Origin of the sequence: Mesorhizobium sp. 113-3-9 (assembly GCF_016756515.1) — a bacterium.
Taxonomy (GTDB): Bacteria; Pseudomonadota; Alphaproteobacteria; order Rhizobiales; family Rhizobiaceae; genus Mesorhizobium.
In genome coordinates, this window is record NZ_AP023246.1 from 3571688 (window position 1) to 3589734 (window position 18047).

The 18047-nt window shown below is 63.9% G+C and carries 15 protein-coding genes; 13 read left to right on the forward strand and 2 right to left on the reverse strand.

The features are described from left to right. Positions 1-5 precede the first annotated feature (5 nt). A complete protein-coding gene (locus MesoLj_RS17410; RefSeq protein ID WP_202326879.1) occupies positions 6-809 on the forward strand; it encodes a 3-methyl-2-oxobutanoate hydroxymethyltransferase in 804 nt (267 codons plus the stop codon). Here the strand turns inward: MesoLj_RS17410 and MesoLj_RS17415 are convergent, their stop codons facing one another. Beyond that, positions 810-2318 (reverse strand): HAL/PAL/TAL family ammonia-lyase, encoded by a 1509-nt coding sequence (locus MesoLj_RS17415; RefSeq protein WP_202326880.1) that lies wholly within the window; start codon positions 2316-2318, stop codon positions 810-812. Further along, entirely contained in the window at positions 2315-3316 is a 1002-nt protein-coding gene (locus MesoLj_RS17420) for an ornithine cyclodeaminase family protein (RefSeq protein ID WP_202326881.1), read from the reverse strand. The genes MesoLj_RS17415 and MesoLj_RS17420 overlap by 4 nt, the downstream gene beginning before the upstream one ends. A gap of 122 nt (positions 3317-3438) precedes the next feature. Between MesoLj_RS17420 and MesoLj_RS17425 the strand changes: the two genes are divergently transcribed. The 12 genes from MesoLj_RS17425 to MesoLj_RS17480 all read left to right on the forward strand — a co-directional run bounded on the left by MesoLj_RS17425 (position 3439) and on the right by MesoLj_RS17480 (position 18022). Beyond that, complete coding sequence (locus MesoLj_RS17425) at positions 3439-4872, forward strand: DHA2 family efflux MFS transporter permease subunit (RefSeq protein WP_202326882.1); 1434 nt, start codon at positions 3439-3441, stop codon at positions 4870-4872. A 269-nt stretch (positions 4873-5141) separates the two neighbouring features. Then, positions 5142-6128: an ABC transporter permease gene (locus MesoLj_RS17430; protein WP_140775686.1), complete on the forward strand. Its 987-nt coding sequence runs from the start codon at positions 5142-5144 to the stop codon at positions 6126-6128. A 60-nt stretch (positions 6129-6188) separates the two neighbouring features. Continuing rightward, positions 6189-7214: a sugar ABC transporter substrate-binding protein gene (locus MesoLj_RS17435; RefSeq protein WP_140775687.1), complete on the forward strand. Its 1026-nt coding sequence runs from the start codon at positions 6189-6191 to the stop codon at positions 7212-7214. A gap of 75 nt (positions 7215-7289) precedes the next feature. Further along, positions 7290-9413 carry an ABC transporter permease gene (locus MesoLj_RS17440; protein WP_202326883.1) on the forward strand — a complete coding sequence of 708 codons (2124 nt, stop codon included), beginning with the start codon at positions 7290-7292 and terminating at the stop codon, positions 9411-9413. After that, complete coding sequence (locus tag MesoLj_RS17445) at positions 9410-10459, forward strand: hypothetical protein (RefSeq protein WP_202326884.1); 1050 nt, start codon at positions 9410-9412, stop codon at positions 10457-10459. The genes MesoLj_RS17440 and MesoLj_RS17445 overlap by 4 nt, the downstream gene beginning before the upstream one ends. Then, positions 10459-11955, forward strand: a complete 1497-nt coding sequence (locus tag MesoLj_RS17450) for a sugar ABC transporter ATP-binding protein (RefSeq protein ID WP_140775690.1) — start codon at positions 10459-10461, stop codon at positions 11953-11955. Before MesoLj_RS17445 ends, MesoLj_RS17450 begins: the two co-directional genes overlap by 1 nt. A gap of 393 nt (positions 11956-12348) precedes the next feature. Then, positions 12349-12756, forward strand: a complete 408-nt coding sequence (locus MesoLj_RS17455) for a carboxymuconolactone decarboxylase family protein (protein WP_140775691.1) — start codon at positions 12349-12351, stop codon at positions 12754-12756. A 247-nt stretch (positions 12757-13003) separates the two neighbouring features. Then, positions 13004-13840, forward strand: coding sequence for a metallophosphoesterase family protein (locus tag MesoLj_RS17460; protein ID WP_202326885.1), 837 nt, complete (start codon positions 13004-13006; stop codon positions 13838-13840). Beyond that, a complete protein-coding gene (locus MesoLj_RS17465) occupies positions 13837-14994 on the forward strand; it encodes an ABC transporter ATP-binding protein (RefSeq protein WP_202326887.1) in 1158 nt (385 codons plus the stop codon). Before MesoLj_RS17460 ends, MesoLj_RS17465 begins: the two co-directional genes overlap by 4 nt. Next, a complete protein-coding gene (locus MesoLj_RS17470) occupies positions 14987-15910 on the forward strand; it encodes a carbohydrate ABC transporter permease (RefSeq protein WP_202326889.1) in 924 nt (307 codons plus the stop codon). Before MesoLj_RS17465 ends, MesoLj_RS17470 begins: the two co-directional genes overlap by 8 nt. Continuing rightward, entirely contained in the window at positions 15907-16737 is an 831-nt protein-coding gene (locus MesoLj_RS17475) for a carbohydrate ABC transporter permease (RefSeq protein WP_140775695.1), read from the forward strand. The genes MesoLj_RS17470 and MesoLj_RS17475 overlap by 4 nt, the downstream gene beginning before the upstream one ends. Before the next feature lie 40 nt (positions 16738-16777). Next, entirely contained in the window at positions 16778-18022 is a 1245-nt protein-coding gene (locus MesoLj_RS17480) for an ABC transporter substrate-binding protein (RefSeq protein WP_202326890.1), read from the forward strand. Positions 18023-18047: the final 25 nt, after the last annotated feature.

The window sequence follows — 18047 nt, forward strand, 5'->3', positions numbered from 1 at the left end:
TTCTAATGAGCCGAAAGAGACCGACCGTCGCCGATCTGCGCGCCATGAAGGGCAAGCGCCAGCTGACCATGCTGCGCGTGCTGACGCTTGATGAGGCGGAGGCCGCCGAACGAGCAAGGGTCGACATCGTGTCGGTATCGCCCGAACTGGTGCTCAACCCGCAATATCGCGATGCCGCACCCAGCCTGTTCACCATGCCGGGCGAAAACTTCTTCGAGATCGGCACGGCGGATGATTTCCTGCGCTGGGCGTTCCGGCTCTACAAGGCCGGTGCCGACGCGGTCTATTGCAGCGCCGGCTATGCCACGATCAAGCGGATGGCTGACGATGCCATTCCCGTCATCGGCCATGTCGGCCTCATTCCGTCCCGCGCCACCTGGACCGGCGGCTTCAAGGCGGTCGGCAAGACAGCCGACACCGCTCTCCAGGTCTTCGAAGCGGTGAAGCAGCTGGAGGCCGCCGGTGCGATCGGCGCGGAGATCGAAGTCGTGCCGGTGGAGGTTGCCAAGGCCATCTCGGAGCGGACCTCGCTGATCATGCTGTCGATGGGGGCGGGCACCGGCTGCGACGCGCAATATCTGTTCGCCGAGGATATCCTTGGCCAGAACCGGGGCCACATGCCGCGCCACTCCAAGGTCTATCGCAATTTCGCCGCCGAATATGACCGGCTGCAGGCCGAGCGGGTGGCGGCATTCTCCGAATATGTCGCCGACGTCAACAGTGGCGCCTATCCCGAGGACAGGCACATCGTGCACATGGACCCGGCCGAGCTCGGCCTGTTCATGAAAAGGGTAGACGCGAAGAGCTGATTATTCGGTTTCCTGGCTGGCCGTCGCAGCGCCTTGCCACGCTCCATCAGCGAGCATGGCGTGGAGCACCTCGGCGTCGGTTCCCAGCGGCCGGTCGTCCTTCAGCATCGACACATGCGCGCGCACCGCCGCATAAATCGAGCCGGTGCGTGGCCCCAGCGTCGACCCTTCACGCAGGTCGACGGCCTGGGCGGCGGCCATCAGTTCGAAGGCTATCAGCCGCCGCCACAGCGCGATCATCCCGGCGCATTTCGCAACGGCGAGGGGTGACTGGGTCGCATGGTCCTCGACACCTTCCGATACCGGCAGGAAGTCGAGCATCACAGGATTGGCCTTGTGGCGAATGGCGGCCAGGATCGATGTCGCCGTCTTCTGCAGCGGCACGAAGCCGGCCGACGCGCCGCCGACCGGCGACAGGTATTTCGCCAGCCCGTTGCGTCCCGAGCCGGTGAGCTGAATGAAGCGGGCGACGCTCGCGGCAGCGCATTGCGCGATCGCCAGGCTGAGCGTCTCGAAAGCGAGCGAAAGAGCGGCCGTGTGGAAATTGCCGGTCGACAGTACCAGTTCGTCATCGCCCAGCACCAGCGGGTTGTCGGCGGCGGCGTTGAGCTCGATCTCGACGGCACGTTTCGCCTGGCCGATCGCCTCGATCAGCGCGCCGTGGATCGACGGCATGCAGCGGATCGACAGCGGGTCCTGCAGGGTGGTCGGCGCCGGCGGCTCGTCGCGGGCAAGCAGATCATGCAGTGCCTTGGCGGCTTCCTGCTGGCCGGCTGCAGGGCGTGCCATGTGCAGGCGCGGATCGAGGATGGTGCGGTTGGCGCCAAGACCTTCCATGGTCAGCGCGCCGGCCTGCTGCTGCTGGGCCAGCGCCGACAGCGCATCAGTTACCGCCAGCGCGCCGCTGCCGGAGGAGACCGCCGAGGCGTTGATCAGCGACAGCCCGTCCTTGGGTGCCAGGCTGATGGGCGCGAGGCGGCCCATCATGAGCGCCTTGGCCGCCGGCATGCGGCGGCCCTGATAGTCGACTTCGCCTTCGCCGATCAGGACACGGGCAAGCGCGGTCATCAGCACGAGGTCGCCGGCACCGATCGAGCCGAGCGACGGCATCACCGGATGGACACCGGCATTGAGCACATCGACCAGAGCGACGAAGACAGCGGGCGAGAGGCCGGAGCCGCCGGCCGACAGCATCGCCAGGCGGGCGACCATCGTTGCCCGCACCGCCTCAACCGGCAGCGCCTCGCCGACCGCGCCGCTGCGCCCTTCCAGCAACTGGCGCTGGAAGGCACTGGCGTCGCCCTCGACCGCCGTGCCGAGATTGGCGCCGAGCCCGGTGTTCAGCCCGTATATGGGCTGGCCGGAGGCGGCGGCCTGGTCGAGCACTTTCCTTGCCTTGTCCAGCCTGCCGAGGACATCGGGGCCGATCTCCACCTTGCGGGCTCTGCGGGCGACGGTGGCGATATCGTCGACACTGACAGCGGCTCCGGTGAGGACGAGCGCGCTCATGCGAAACGCAGCCTATGGCCGATGCCTTTTTCTCCTGCCTTGGCCAGCATCGCCTTGCCGAGCGCAATGTCGGACAACGACAGGCCGCGATGCCAGAACAGGACGGTCTCGTCGTCGCTCTGCCTGCCCGGCTTGAGGCCGGCGGCGATCTGGCCGAGCTCGGCATGCAGCGTCTTTTCGCTGAGCCGCCCGGTCTCGACATGGGCCCGTAGCGAGCCGAACTTGCCGCCCTTGCACTGGCCCCAGTCGTCGACCACCATCTTCTGCATGATGTCGGTCAGCGACAGCTCCACCGCGCTCATCGTGCCATAGGGCACGACCAGCGCGCCGGGCTTGATCCATTCGGTCTTGAGCAGCGGCTGAGGCTCCGGCAGCCGCGAGGCCTCGACAACGATGTCGGCACCTTCGATGCAGCTCTTCCAGTCGGCGACCGCCGTCACTTTCTTGCCGAGGTCGGCGGAGAGCCTGGCGGCAAAGCCGTCACGGCTTTCGGGGCGGCGCGAATGGACGCGGATCTCGTCGAAGTCGAAGAGATGGTCAAGCAGGCGCACGTTCCAGTAGGCGGTGCCGCGCGCGCCGATATGGGCGAGCACCTTGGAGTTCTTGCGTGCCAGATGCTTCGCGCCGATGGCGGTGACGGCGCCGGTGCGCATGTCGGTGATGACCGTGGCATCGAGGATGGCACGCGGCGTGCCGGTGCGCGGATCGAACAGGTTGAGAATGCCGAATTCAGAGGGCAGGCCATGCAGATAGTTGTCGACATAGTCGCCGACGATCTTCACGCCCGCCGCATCGAGTGGCGCCACATAGCCGCGCAGGACGTTGAAATGGCCGTGGAAGGATGGGTCCGGTTCCAGGTGAACACGCGGCTCGATCACGGTCTGGCCCTTGCCCTGAGCGACCAGGCCGGCCTCGACGGCGGCAATGATTTCGCCGTCGGTCATGGCAAGCGCATCGATGTCGAGAGCATTGAGATAGTCGATGTAGATGGGCTTCATTTTATGCGCGCCCTTTTCCTTTGTCGCCCCGCTCATCCCATAGCAGGCCGCGAGGCGACACGAAAGTTTGTTGCGCTGGCTATGGACGCAGTCGGTCAAATGCTGTTCAACCCGGTTTCGACATGACTGCCATTCCCGAAACTGAAGCCTTGCCGGCAACGGCCACCAGTGCGCGGCGCGTGGCGCTGATCGTCGCCATCGCCTTCTTCATGCAATTGCTGGATTCGACGATCATCTCGACCTCGTTGCCGCAGATGGGTGCCTCCTTCGGCGTGCCGGCGGTGGCGATGAGCATCGGCATCACAGTCTACATGCTGACCATGGCTGTTTTCGTGCCGCTGTCCGGCTGGCTTGCCGACAGGTTCGGCGCGCGCAACATTTTTCTCGTGGCGATCGCGTTGTTCACTCTGGCCTCGCTCGCCTGCGGCTTTTCGGAAAACCTGACCCAATTTGTCGCTGCTCGCGCCGTGCAGGGGCTGGGCAGCGCGCTGATGACGCCGGTCGGCCGCATTCTTGTCCTGCGCAATGCGTCGAAGTCCGAGCTGCTTAACGCCACCGCGCTGATCACCTGGCCAGCGCTGTTCGCGCCCGTGGTCGGACCGGTGCTCGGCGGCTTCATCACCACCTACCTGTCCTGGTACTGGAATTTCTTCATCAACGTACCGCTTGGGCTTATCGGGCTGGCGCTGGTCGCCCGCTTCATTCCGGGTGACCGGGAAGCCGATCCCAAGCCGCTGGACTGGCCGGGGTTTTTCCTGACGTCGCTCGGGCTCGCTTGCCTGCTCTACGGCCTCGAGCGCATCGCGCATCCCGAAGACGGCCTGCGGCCGACGGTGCTGCTGATCGCGGCGGGCATCGTTATCGGCTGGCTGGCGGTGCGGCATCTCCGGCGCGCGGCTCATCCGCTGCTCGATCTCTCCTCGTTCAAGGTGCTGACCTTCGCCCTCTCGACACTCGCCGCGGGCACCATATTCCGGATGGCGATCAACGCCACGCCGTTCCTGCTGCCGCTTTTGTTCCAGGTTGGCTTCGGCCTCTCGCCCGTCGATGCCGGCCTGATGATCCTGGCCTATTTCCTCGGCAATCTCGGCATGAAAACGGTAACGACGCCAACGCTGCGGCGTTTCGGTTTCCGCTCGGTGATGGTCGTCAACGGCATCATCGCCTCGGCCTCGATCATGGCTTGCGGAGCGATCTCGCCGCAGACACCGCAGGCGCTGGTTGTCGTGTTGATGCTGATCGCCGGCCTGTCGCGGTCGATGCAGTTCACCGCGCTCAACACGCTGGCCTTCGCCGATATCGATGCGGCGCAACGCAGCTCGGCGGCGACGCTGTCGTCCATGCTGCAGCAGGTGGCGATGCTGTTCGGCGTGGCGGTGGCTGCGGCGATCCTGAACCTGTCGCAGATCGCCAGGGACCGGCCGGCGCTCGACCTTGCCGATTTTCGAATCGCCTTCCTGGCGATCGGTGTCATCGGCCTGGTCGCGGCATTGCGTTTTCTCGTGCTGCCGCCCGCGGCGGGGGCAGAGGTTTCCGGCCATGTACCGGCGAACTGAGATCGAATTTTTCGCCTGATGCGGAGATAAATTCCGCCTCATCCTTTCGCCTTGATGCGACGCTTTCGTAAATGGCTGCGATGGCGCAATCGATTGCCAAAAATGCAGGAGTTTCCGCGCATTGCGCCAGTTTCGGCAATCAATGTGTCCACCCGGTGAATATCGACATCAGCCGGTGTTCTGAACGCGGATTCATTTGACGAACCGGCGCTGAGCCGATTAGCTTTTGCTTTCGGGATGGCAGCGCTGCCATCGGGGCAAATGCAGACATGAACACGACCGGCTGGCTAAATCCGAGGAGCCTGAATCAGGAAGGCATTGTCTTTGCCATTGCCGTGGTGCTGTTCGTTGCCGCGGCAATAGGGCTGCCGGGCTTCATAGATCCCAACAACCTCGTCGCCATTGTCCGCTCGGTGTCGGTGCTGGGCATATTGGCGCTCGGCATGGCTGTCGTCATCATCGGCCGCGGTATCGACCTGTCCGCCGTGGCGATCATGGCGATGTCGGTTGCGTGGTATCTGCAACTGCTCAATACGGGGACCTCGGACGGGCTGGCCTTCGCCTATGTGCTGGCCGGCGTGCTCGCCATCGGGCTGCTCAACGGCTTCCTCGTCGCCTATGCCGACGTGCCGGCGATTTTCGTGACGCTGGCCACCGGCTCCTTCGTCTTCGGCTATGTGCGCTCGCAACTGATCACGCAGGATGCGGTGCCGGTGCCGCAGGGACATTGGGTCGAACTGCTCGGCGGCCTACGCTTCCTCGATATCCCGATCGAGGTGTTCGTCTTCGCGGGCCTCGCCTTCCTGTTCTTCCTCTTCCTGCGTTACACCAAATGGGGGCGCTATATCTATTTTGCCGGCGACAATCCGGTCGCGGCCCGCAATATCGGCATCCCGGTGCGGCCGATGCTGGTGCTGCGCTACGTGCTGTCTGCCTTCGTTGCCCTGATCGCCGGCCTGCTGACGGCGGCCAGCCTGCATTCGATCAACACGCGCGTCGTCAATTCGACGCTGCTCTACGACATCGTGCTGGTGGCGGTGATCGGCGGGATCGGCCTGTCGGGCGGACGGGGCGGGGTGCGCAACGTGCTGGTTGGGGCGGCGCTGATAGGCATCCTGCTCAACGCCATGACCATCATCGACATTCCGCTACTCTACCAGAACCTCATCAAGGCAGCGATCCTGCTCGGCGCCATCATCGTCGATGGCATCATCAATCCACGCGACGAACAGACCGCGCAGCAAGGCGACATTTAGGGGTACCCGGAACGATCGCGACGATCGGCCGGCAATGACAATCGAAACAGAGGATGTGACATGAAACTGATCAGAACACTGATGGCCGCCGCCACGGCGCTGGCCGTGACCGCCTTCGTGGCGCCGACCTTCGCCGCCGATGATCCAGGCCCGGCCGCCTATGCGCAGGCGCTCAAGGGCAAGCGCGTCATGTTGGTGCCGCTGGCGATGGGCTTCGACCTGGCGCAGGGCTGGGCGCATTATCTGAAGACCGAAGTCGAGGCCTGGGGCGGCGTGTTCGAGACGCGTGATCCGAACTGGGTGGTCGATGCGGGCGCCCAGGCGATCACCGACGCGATCTCGTCCGACACCAGGCCCGACGTGCTGATCATCCATGCACCGGACCTCAACTCCTATTCCAAGCTGATGAAGAAGGCGCAGGCCGCCGGCACCTATGTGCTTCTGGTCGACAACCCCGCCAACTTCCCGGCCGATGCCTTCGTCGGCAGCGACTGGGACCGGCTCGGCCAACTAGAGGCCGAAGCGGCGATCAAGGGCTGCGGCGAAAACTCATCGAAGAAGATCGGACTGGTGCAGGGCGACCAGGCAAACTCTTCCAGCCTCTATCAGTATGCCGGCATCATGAAGGTGCTGGAAAAGCATCCTGACTTCAAGGTGGTGGCCAAGCCCGACTCCAACTGGGATGCGACGACCTCGCGCAACGTGACGACGACGATGCTGCAGCAGAACCCGGACATCTGCTCGATCATCGACTTCTGGGATGGCGACGCCACCGGCGCATCCGCCGCGATCCGCGACGCCAAGCTCGACGGCAAGGTGTTTCTCGTCACCACCGGCGGCGGCGAGAAGGCGGCCGATTGCGACAAGCTGCAGGATGGCACCTATGGCGCCGTGGTGATGACCGATCTTGCCCGCCAGTCGGGCGACATGAACGCCATCATCAAGTTCCTGCTGCAGAGCGGCCAGCCAGCCGGCACCTCGCACACCTATATCTATACGCTGGAGAAGGCGACGACCAAGGCCGATCTCAAGCCCGACAGCTGCTGGGACCTGAAGGCGTTGCAAGCCGAAGCGGCGGCGAAATAAACCGCACGTTCCCGACAGATATCAATGAGGTGGCCGGATTGCCCGGCCACCTCTTTCTCGTACCGCAGTGAGCCGATGTCCTTTCGCGAACGCCTTCAGTCCTGGCGCTACAATCTCGTGCCCGACCATCTGGTCGGCGAGATCCTGACCAAACGCTGGACCGACAATGCCATTCCGTTCCTGGCGCTGGTGGCAACGCTCGGCGTGTTCGGCTCGATCATTCCGGGTTTCTTCAAACTGACGTCGCTGCAGGAATCGACCCGCCAACTCGGCGAATTCTCCATGGTGGTCACCGGCATGACGGTGGTGATGCTGGGCGGCGGCATCGATCTCTCGGTCGGCTCGATCTTCGCGCTGTCCTGCTTCTCGGCCGTCTATGTGTTCTTCATCCTCGAACAGTCGATCTGGCTGGCGCTGGCCGCTTCGCTCGCCACCGGCCTCGTCTTCGGCGCCATCAACGGCTACCTCGTCGGATATCTCAGACTGCGCGCCTTCCTCACCACGCTGGTCACCTTCATCTTCGGGCGGGCGTTGTTCGACATCCTTGTCACCACCTATGCCGCCGACGTGCAGCTTTCGACCGCCACGTCTGATGTGCTCGATTTCATCGGCGACAGCACCTTCTGGGGCCTCTCGGTCTCGGTGTGGCTGGCGATCATCCTCGCCGTCGTCACCCATATCGCGCTGACGCGCTCGCGGCCGGGATGGCATGTGCTGGCGGTCGGCGGCTCTAGGCGATCGGCGCACAATGCCGGCATCCGCGTGCGCCGCACCGTGTTCATGACCTATGTCTTCTCGGGTTTCTGCGCCTCGATCGGCGGTTTCCTCATTGCCTGCCGCTTGAGCGGTGCAGGGCCGGGCACCGGCCTCAACCTCGAAATCATGGCGCTGACGGCCGCGGTGGTCGGCGGCGTCAGCCTTGGCGGCGGGCGCGGCTCGGTGATCAAGGGGCTGATGGGCGCCATCATCGTCTTGACCATGACCAACGGGCTGATCCGGCTGGGCTACGGCACCGGCACCAACCAGATGGTGCTCGGCATCATGCTGGCGGTGGCGGTGACAATCGACATCCGCTGGCTGAAGAACCGCCACAAGGTGCTCAACGAAGTCTATGTCGCGCCGGTCTATCTAAAGATGGGCGAGACACAGTCTGCGGTGCCGGGCTCCGGCACATCATACGAACTCGACAACCGGCTGTCGGCGGCCGACCATATCGGGCTCGGCGAGTTGGAGGGGCCGGAGGACGTCATCCTCGACCGCGACGACCATCTCTATTGCGGCACACGCCACGGCGAGATCGTGCGCTTCTTCGCGCCTGATTATGTCAAATCGGAAGTGTTCGCCCATATTGGCGGCTTTCCCCTCGGGCTCGCCTTCGACAAGACAGGCAATCTGATCAGCTGCGTCGGCGCCATGGGGCTCTATTCCGTCTCGCCACAACGGGAGGTGAAACGCCTGTCGGCGGAGACGTCGCGCTCCTGGACGTCCATCGTCGACGATGCGCGGCTGCGCGATCCCAATGATTGCGACATCGCGCCGGACGGCCGCATCTATTTCACGGATTCGACGAAGCGATATGACGCCCACGATTGGGCGCTGGATTCGATCGAGAATCGCGCCACCGGGCGCCTGCTGGTCTACGATCCGAAAGACGGTTCGACGAAGACGCTGCTCGACGGCTATCGCTACACCAATGGGGTGTGCATGGCCCATGACGGCAAGTCGCTGTTCTTCGCCGAAAGCTGGGCCTGCCGCGTGCATCGCTATTGGCTCGAAGGGCCGAAGGCCGGCACCGCAGAATGCGTCATCCGCGACATGCCGGGTTATCCAGACAACATCAACCGCGCTTCGGACGGCAATTACTGGATGGCGTGGCTGGGCATGCGCACGCCAAGCTTCGACCTGTCGCTGCGCCATCCCGATATGCGCAAGCGCATGACGCGCCGGCTGCCGCAGGACGAGTGGCTGTTCCCCAACATCAACACCGGCGGCGTGGTGAAATTCAACGAGAAGGGCGGCATCGTCGAGGCACTTGGCGACCTCACCGGCGATGCGCATCCGATGGTCACCTCGATGCGCGAGCACAAGGGATATCTTTTCGTCGGCGGCATCCTCAACAACCGCATCGGCCGCTACAAGATTTCGGGCGCCGACCCGAACTGGACCAGCCCCGCTTCCTATTGGGGGGCAAAGCCATGATCCTCGATCCGATCCTGGATATGTTTCGCGGCAAGGCGGTCACCATCCCGCCGCTCGACGGCGCCTTCCGGCCCAACACGCGGCTCGATGACGCGCCTGCGTTTGCCGAACTGACCGAGCCGGACAATCTGCTGGCCTCCGGTGAGAGGTTGCTCGCCTCAAGCGGCAACGCCGTCTATTCGCTTGGCGCCGGAGCCGGGCCCGAGCTTGTCGAGACTTTTGCGTCCCCCGTCTCGGCGTTGGCGCTGTCGCCATCGGGTGAACTGACGGTGGCGCTCGAAAGCGGCAAGCTGCTGATATCGGGCAAGGAGGTGTCGCTGCCGACGGATGTGCGTTGCATCACGGCACTTGCCTATGCCGATGACGGCACGCTCTGGCTCGCCAATGGTTCGGCTGAGCACGCGCCATCGCAATGGGCCGCCGACCTGATGAAGAAGGGCGCGTCCGGTTCGCTGTGGCGATGTGGCCCGGGAGCGATCGGCTTCCAGAAAGTTGCCGGCGACATCGCGTTCCCCAACGGGCTTCACCCGGCAGGCGAGGGCGTTCTGGTGAGCGAAAGCTGGCGCCACCAGCTTATCCGTTTCAGCAGCGCGACGGGCAACCGTTCGACGGTGCTGACACATCTGCCCGGCTATCCCGCGCGGCTCGCGCCGGCGCGCGACGGCGGGGCGTGGCTGACCTTGTTCGCGCCGCGCAACCGGCTGATCGAATTCGTCTTGCAGGAGACGCACTACCGGCAGGACATGATCGACCAGGTCCCGCCGGCCTACTGGATCGCGCCGGCGTTGGCCTCCAACCGCAGTTTCCTCGAACCGCTGCAATGCGGCGGCATCCGCACCATGGGCATCCACAAGCCATGGTCGCCGAGCCGCTCCTACGGGCTGGTGGTCAAACTGGATCGGAACATGCAGCCGCAGTTCAGCCTGCACAGCCGCGCCAACGGCACGCGCCATGGCATCTGCAGTGTGGCGGAAAAGGACGGCCGGCTGTTCATCGCCTCCAAGGGTGGCGACTGCGTGCTGGCCGTCGACTCGGGAGGTTTCTGATGGAGCCGATCGTTCGCCTGGAGAACGTCACCAAGACCTATCGCGGCGTGCCTGCGGTGAGGCAAGTCAGCTTCGATTTGCGCAAGGGTGAGATCCACGCGCTGCTCGGCGAGAATGGTGCCGGCAAATCGACGCTGACCAAGATCATCGCCGGCGTCGTCGACGCCACCTCCGGCAAGATGTTCCACAAGGGGCGCGAGATCGCCTACGCCTCGCCGCATGCGGCCCTCGAGGCCGGCATCGCCATGGTGTTCCAGGAGACCAGCCTGGTGCCGTCGATGACGGTGGCGCAAAACCTTTATCTCGGTACTGAAAAATTCCTCAACCGGCTGCGCGGCACGTATATTTCAGCACAGCAGTTCCTGCAGTCGCTGAATTTCCCGGTCGATCCGAACGCGATGGTGGCGACGCTGGGCGCGGCGAAGCGGCAGATGGTGGAGATCGCGCGTGCGGTGCACCACAATGCCGAAATCATCATCTTCGACGAGCCGACGGCGACGCTGACGCCTGAGGAGAAGCGGCATTTCTTCGCGCTGATCCGCCGATTGAAAGCGAATGGGGTCTCGATCGTCTTCATCAGCCATGCGCTGGAAGAGGCGCTTGCCATTGCCGACCGCATCACCATTTTGCGCGACGGCGAACTGGTCGTCACCGACGATACTTCCGCCTTCGACCGCGACAAGATCGTGGCCGCCATGGTCGGGCGCACACTGTCGGGGCAGATCTACCGTCAGCGTGACGAGGCCAGGCTGCGCAAGGCGGGCAAGAAGGTGCTGTCGGTGCAGGACATTTCGATGAGCAATGTCGTGCGCAACAATTCCTTCTCGATCTTCGAAGGCCAGATCACCGGTGTGTTCGGGCTGATCGGCTCCGGCCGGACCGAGACCTTCAAGATCGTGTCCGGCATCTACAAGCGCGATTTCTTGCGCGGCGGGGCGATCGAGCTCGATGACAGGCCGGTGCGCTATCTCGTGCCGAGCGAGGCGGTGGCCGACGGCATCGTCTATGTCACCGAGGACCGCAAGAGCGAAGGCATTTTCGAGACGATGGGCATTGCCGAGAACCTGTTCGGCGGACTGCTGGCGGCCGGCCGCGAAAAGGCCTGGGTGATCAATGCGCAGGAGATGCGGCAGCTCTCGGCCGAATGGACCAAGACGCTCAATATCAAGGCGATCAACGACAATGCGCGCGTGGTCGAGCTTTCCGGCGGCAACCAGCAGAAGGTGGTGATCGGCAAGGGGCTGGTGCAAAAGCCGCGCATCGTCATCTTCGACGAGCCGACGCGCGGCGTCGATGTCGGCGCCATCGCCGAGATCCACCAGATCATCAACCGGCTGGCCGACGAGGGGCTGGCGGTCGTGGTCATCTCCTCCTACCTGCCGGAGATCATGAACCTGTCCGACCGGATTCTCGTTTGCCGCCAGGGCCGCATCGTCGAGGAGTTTTCGCCGGCCGAGGCCACGGAGGAGAAGATCATGTACGCGGCCGTGCATTAGGTTGCGGGGTAAAGCGGATGATCGCGCCGTTGGATCGAACACCGGAGATTAGCCGAGGCATCCCTCATTTCGTCATCCACGGGCGGAGCAAGGAGCGTAGCGACGCAGCGCAGACCCGAGGATCCATGCCGGGACTCGGATGCGCCGCCACGGTGCAGGATTCTGCTCCGCTGCACACTTCGATAGACGTCACGGAATGGATCCCAGGGTCTCCGCGACGGAGCTTCGCTCCTGCTCCGCCCTAGGATGACGAAGGTGAGGAGGGGCTCCGCAAACCTCCACGGTTCTGCTCAAATCTGCATCAAAAACTGAATCAGAGATGCTGGTTAGCCGCCTTTGCTCCAAGCTTGATTCAACGACCTAATTCATCGATCGAAACGGAAGGACCACCCCATGGCCACCACAAAACTCCTCAGTGATGTCGAGGTTGAAAAAATCCCGGCGGTGAAGGCCGTGTTCGACGATATCCGCGCGACGCGCAAATCGGATTTCGTCAACAATTTCTGGCGCGGGCTGGCCAATGATCCGGTGTCGCTGAAGCGGGTGTGGGAGCAGCTCAAGGTGGTGATGGTGGCCGACAGCGCCATCGATCCGCTGACCAAGGAGATGATCTATATCGCCGTCTCGACCGCCAATGGCTGTTCCTACTGCGTCCATTCGCACACGGCGGCGGCGCGCGCCAAGGGGATGACCGATGCGCAGCATGGCGAGCTGGTGTCAATCATCGGGCTGGCGGGGCAGACCAACCATCTGGTCACGGCGATGCAGATTCCGGTCGACCCGCAATTCGAGGTGAAGTGAGCGTGATTTCCCGCCGCGCCGTCGCAAGATTGTGAGCGCGGCTGTTTTGTAGTCAAGCAGTGGCAAGCGACTGAAATCCGGTCGCTTTCCACGCTGCGCCGGTTGCCGCCGGCTACCCTTCGCCGGCCGCTGCCCGCAATTGCGCGGTTTACACCAGCGCCTGTTAAGGAAGTGACATGGAACGGCACTAAGGAAACCCCATGCGATGCCGCTCGCCGGGGGGCTCGGCTCGCATGGTGGAGCCGGCATGAAAATCGTTCAGATCACAGACACCCATTTCAGCCCGACCAAGCCGCATTTCAACGGCAATTGGCAGCCGCTTGCCGCCTGGATCGAGCAGAGCGGTGCTGACCTTGTCATCCACACGGGCGACCTCAGCGTCGACGGTGCCGACCGGGACGACGACATTGCCTTCTGCATGGATCTGATGCGGGAGATCTCGAAGCCGATGCTGCTGGTGCCCGGCAATCACGATGTCGGCCATCTGCCCGGTTCGCTGCAGCCGGTCAATGCCGGGCGCCTCGAGCGCTGGCGCCGGCTGGTTGGCCCGGATTACTGGATGGAGGACGCTGGCACCTGGCGCTTCATCGGGCTGGACAGCCTGCTGATGGGTTTTGACGATGCGGAGGAAGAGGCGCAGTTCGAATGGCTGCGGACCGCACTGGAAAGCCGCGGCGGCCGGCGCGTCGCGCTCTTCGCCCACAAGCCGCTCTTCATCGACGAGCCCGGCGAGGGCGACACGGGTTACTGGAGCGTCAGGCCGGCGCAGCGGCAGCGTCTTTATGAGCTGATCGGCGCCCACGATGTTGCGCTGTTCGCCAGTGGTCACCTGCACCGGGCATGGCAGGGCAAATATGAAAACACGTCGCTTGTATGGGGTCCGTCGGCGGCCTTCGTCGTCGGCGACATGGAGCGCGATATGCGGGGCGAGCGGCTGCTTGGCGCCGTTGTCCATCAATTCGCCGACACGATCGCCAGCGAGATCGTCGCCATCCCCGGCATGACGGCCCATGTCCTGGATGACGTGGTCGAGGAGGTCTATCCGCACGAGGCGCACAAGGTTCGCAAGAAGGTCGCGTCATGAGCGCGCTTTCGCTTCGCGGCGTGAAAAAGTCGTTTGGCGGCAATGCCATTCTGAACGGCATCAGCCTTGATGTGGAGCCCGGCGAGTTCATCGCGTTGGTCGGTCCTTCCGGATGCGGCAAGAGCACCTTGCTGCGCATCCTGGCGGGGCTCGACCATGCAGACAGCGGCGAGATCTTCGTCGGCGACAGGGACATGTCGCCGGTTGCCGCGGCCGACCGCAACATCGCCATGGTGTTCCAGTCCTACGCGCTTTATCCGCATCTGACGGCCGGCCAGAACATCGCCGTTCCGCTTGCCATGAAGCGGCTGAGCCGGTCGCAGCGGCTGCCGCTCGTCGGCCCGCTGCTGCCCGGCCAGAAAGATATCCGCACCGGCATCGCGCGTGATGTCCGCGAGATGGCGGGTCTGCTCAAGATCGACCACCTGCTCGACCGCAAGCCGGGGCAGATGTCGGGCGGCCAGCGGCAGCGCGTGGCGCTGGCCCGCGCCATGGTGCGCCAGCCCTCGATCTTCCTGATGGACGAGCCGCTCTCCAATCTCGACGCCAATCTGCGCGTCCATGCCCGCGGCGAGATCGTCGAACTGCACCGCCGCGCCGGCGTGCCGACGCTCTATGTGACGCACGACCAGGCCGAGGCGCTTTCGATGGCCGACCGCGTGGCGGTGATGATCGGCGGCAATCTGCTGCAACTTGCAGCGCCCGACGTGATCTACAACGATCCCGCCCATATCGAGGTCGCGCGCTTCGTCGGCCAACCGAGGATCAACATCATCCAGGCACAGGCCGAAAGTGGCCGTGTCGGCTTCGAGGGCATCCGGCTGGCCCTGCTGGAGAAGGTTGCGACCGGGCCGGTCAGCCTCGGCATCCGGCCTGAATTCGTAAGGCTTTCCCCCAGCGGCCGGAGCGGCCTTGCCGGACGGATCGAGCGCCTCGAATTCCTCGGCTCGGAAGTCATTGCCCATTGCCGCCTCGACGCCTCCGGCGACATCATCATCGCCAAGCTGGCGCCGCATGAGGCGAGGGACCTGATTGCCGGAATGCCGGTGGGCATCCATCTGTCGCCCGAACAGGCGATGGTCTTCGGGCCGGAGGGACGGCGGCTGCGCACTGCGGATGTGGCGGGCGCGCGGCAGGAGCCGGCTTATGTCTAGCGTCGCGCTGGCGGGCAATGTCCCGAGCGCGGCGGCGTTGCGCGCGCGCAGCGAAGACCGGACCGCCTGGCTGCTGGCGGCGCCGGCCATCGTGCTGTTGCTGCTGTTCGTGCTGTTGCCGGTGGCCGCCGTCATCTTTCTCGGCTTCACCGATTTCGAGCTCGGCTACGGCAAGTTCCGCTTCGTCGGCTTCGAGAATTACGCGCATCTCCTGAACGACCGTACCTTTCGCCGGTCGCTGTGGAACACCTCGGTCTATACAGCCATCGTCGCGCCGGTCTCGATCGTGCTTGGCCTGGGCGTTGCCCTGCTGATCGAAGGCGAGGGCCGGGCGCGCGGTTTTTTCCGCACCGTCTATTTCCTGCCCGTCGCCTCGCTGATCGTCGCGATGGCGACCGTCTGGCAGTACATCTTCCACCCGACGATCGGGCCGCTCAACGCGCTGCTTTCGCTTGCCGGCATCCCCGGCCCGAACTGGCTCGGCGCGTCGAACACCGTGCTCTACAGCCTGTCGATCATCGGCATCTGGCAGTCGGTCGGCTTCAACATGGTGCTGTTCCTGGCGGGCCTGACGGCGATCCCGCGCGAACTCTATGCCGCCGCCCATGTCGACGGCGCGAAATCGGCACTCGACCGGTTTTTCCTGGTCACCTGGCCGATGCTTGGACCGACGACGCTGTTCGTCGTCACCATCAGCATCACCAACGCGGTGAAGGTTTTCGAAACGGTGAAGATGCTGACCGATGGCGGCCCCAACAAGGCGTCGGAAGTGCTGCTTTTCACCATCTACCAGGAGGGTTTCGTCTATCTGCGGGTCGGCTACGCCTCGGCAATGACCGTCGTCTTCCTGGCGATCCTGGTCGTGCTGATGCTGCTGCAGTACCGCGTACTCGACCGGCGGGTGCACTACACATGACGAGCATTCCGGCCGGCCGCATCATCCGCTTCGCGCTGCTTTCGCTCGGCGCGCTGATGATCCTTGCGCCCTACATCTTCATGATCTCGACGGCGGGCAAGACGCAGAGCGATATCTTCACCTCGTCGTTGTCGCTCATCCCTCAGCATTTCTACTTTGCCGAGAATTTCGCCAAGGCGTTGGCCAAGGTGCCGATGGCAACGCTGCTGTGGAACGGCGTCGTCGTGTGCGGCCTGATCTTCTTTTTCCAGGTCGTGGTTGCGATCCCTTGCGCCTACGCGATGGCCAAGCTGAAGTTCCGGGCCGCGCGGCTGATGATGGTGCTGGTCATGCTTGGCCTTCTGGTGCCGATCCACGCGACGGCGCTGCCGCTCTATGTCGCCTTCGACAGGATGTCGCTCTTGAACAGCTACACCTCGCTGGTCGCGCCCTTCACCATATCGGTGTTCGCGATCTTCATGTTCCTGCAGTTCTTCCGCGCCATGCCCGACGACCTGCTGCACGCGGCGCGGCTCGACGGCATGTCCGAACTCGGCATCGTCGCGCGCGTCATCGTGCCCAATGCGTGGCCGGCGGTCACAGCCTTCGCGATCTTTTCCGTCGTCGCGCACTGGAACGACCTCTACTGGCCGCTGATCGTCGTCAGCAAGCAGGCCTACGCCACGCCACCGCTCGGCCTGATGTATTTCCGCGCGGCCGAGGCCGGCGACGACTACGGCGCGCTGATGGCCGCCACGCTGATCATCACCCTTCCTCTCGTCGCCGCCTTCCTGCTTGCGCAGAAGCGTTTCGTCGAGGGCATCACCATGACCGGTCTCAAAGGTTGAATCTGCCAATAATTGACTGGGCCAACAAGGAGCACGAGCAATGAAGCATTTTTCCAGGATTTTCGCCGCGGCGGCGGTGTCGCTGGCGGCGGCCCTTCCGGCCTATGCCGAGACGACGCTGACGGTTCACTACCCGATGCCCGGCTTTTTCAAGAACGTGATGGACACGATCTCGAAGAAGTTCATGGAGGAAAACCCTGATATCAAGATCCAGTTCGCCAGCCCGTCGGCGACCTATGAGGAAGGCATCCAGACCATTCTTCGCCAGGCCGGCACCGACGAGATGCCCGACATCACCTTCATCGGCCTCAACCGCCTGCGTATGCTGAACGAGCGCGACGTCGCCGTCGATCTCGGCCCGCTGGTCAAGAAGGAAGGCAATATGGCGGAGCTCGGCTTCTCCGACACGATCCTGAAGCTGGCGCAGGTCAACGGCAAGCAGGTTGGTCTCGCCTTCGCCACCTCCAACCCGATCATGTATTACAATGCCGACCTGGTGAAGGCGGCCGGCGGCGATCCGGACAATCCGCCCAGGACCTGGGACGAGGTGATCGCGCTCGGCGGCAAGATCAAGGCGCTCGGCAATGGCGTCGACGGTATCGACTTCCGCTGGCAGGGCGATGACTGGATGTTCTCGGCGCTGCTGTTCGGCGCCGGCGGCAAGATGCTGAACGAGGACGAAAGCAAGGTCGCCTTCAACGGCCCGGAAGGCGAGAAGGCGGTGGAGATCCTGGAGCGGATGGTGAAGGAGGGCGGCATGCCGGTCTTCACCAAGCCGGCGGGCGAGCAGGCTTTCGCGGCCGGCAAGGTCGGCTTCGAATTCCAGACCACCGGCGCGCTGGTCAACACGATCAAGAATGTCGGCGACAAGTTCACGCTGCGCACCGCCAAGATCCCGCTGATCGATCCGGTCAACGGCCGTCTGCCGACCGGCGGCAACGCCGTGGTCATCCTGACCAAGGATACGGCCAAGCAGGAGGCCGCCTGGAAGTTCGCGAAATTCGCCGCCGGCCCCTATGGCGCTTCCGTCGTCGTGCCGGGCACGGGCTATGTCCCCAACAACGAACTGGCGGCGAAATCGTCAGACTATCTCGGCGATTTCTACAAGAAGAACCCGCTGTTCCAGGCCGGGCTCAGCCAGATGCCGCTGATGGTTCCGTGGTATGCCTTCCCGGGCACCAACGGTGTGAAGGTGACGCAGACGATCGTCGACCAGTCGGCCTCGCCCAAGGAAGCGCTCACGGATGCGGCCAGCGACGTCGAAGGCATGCTGCCGACGCAGTGAGGGCTTGTGGTGGTAGCTTCTTCCT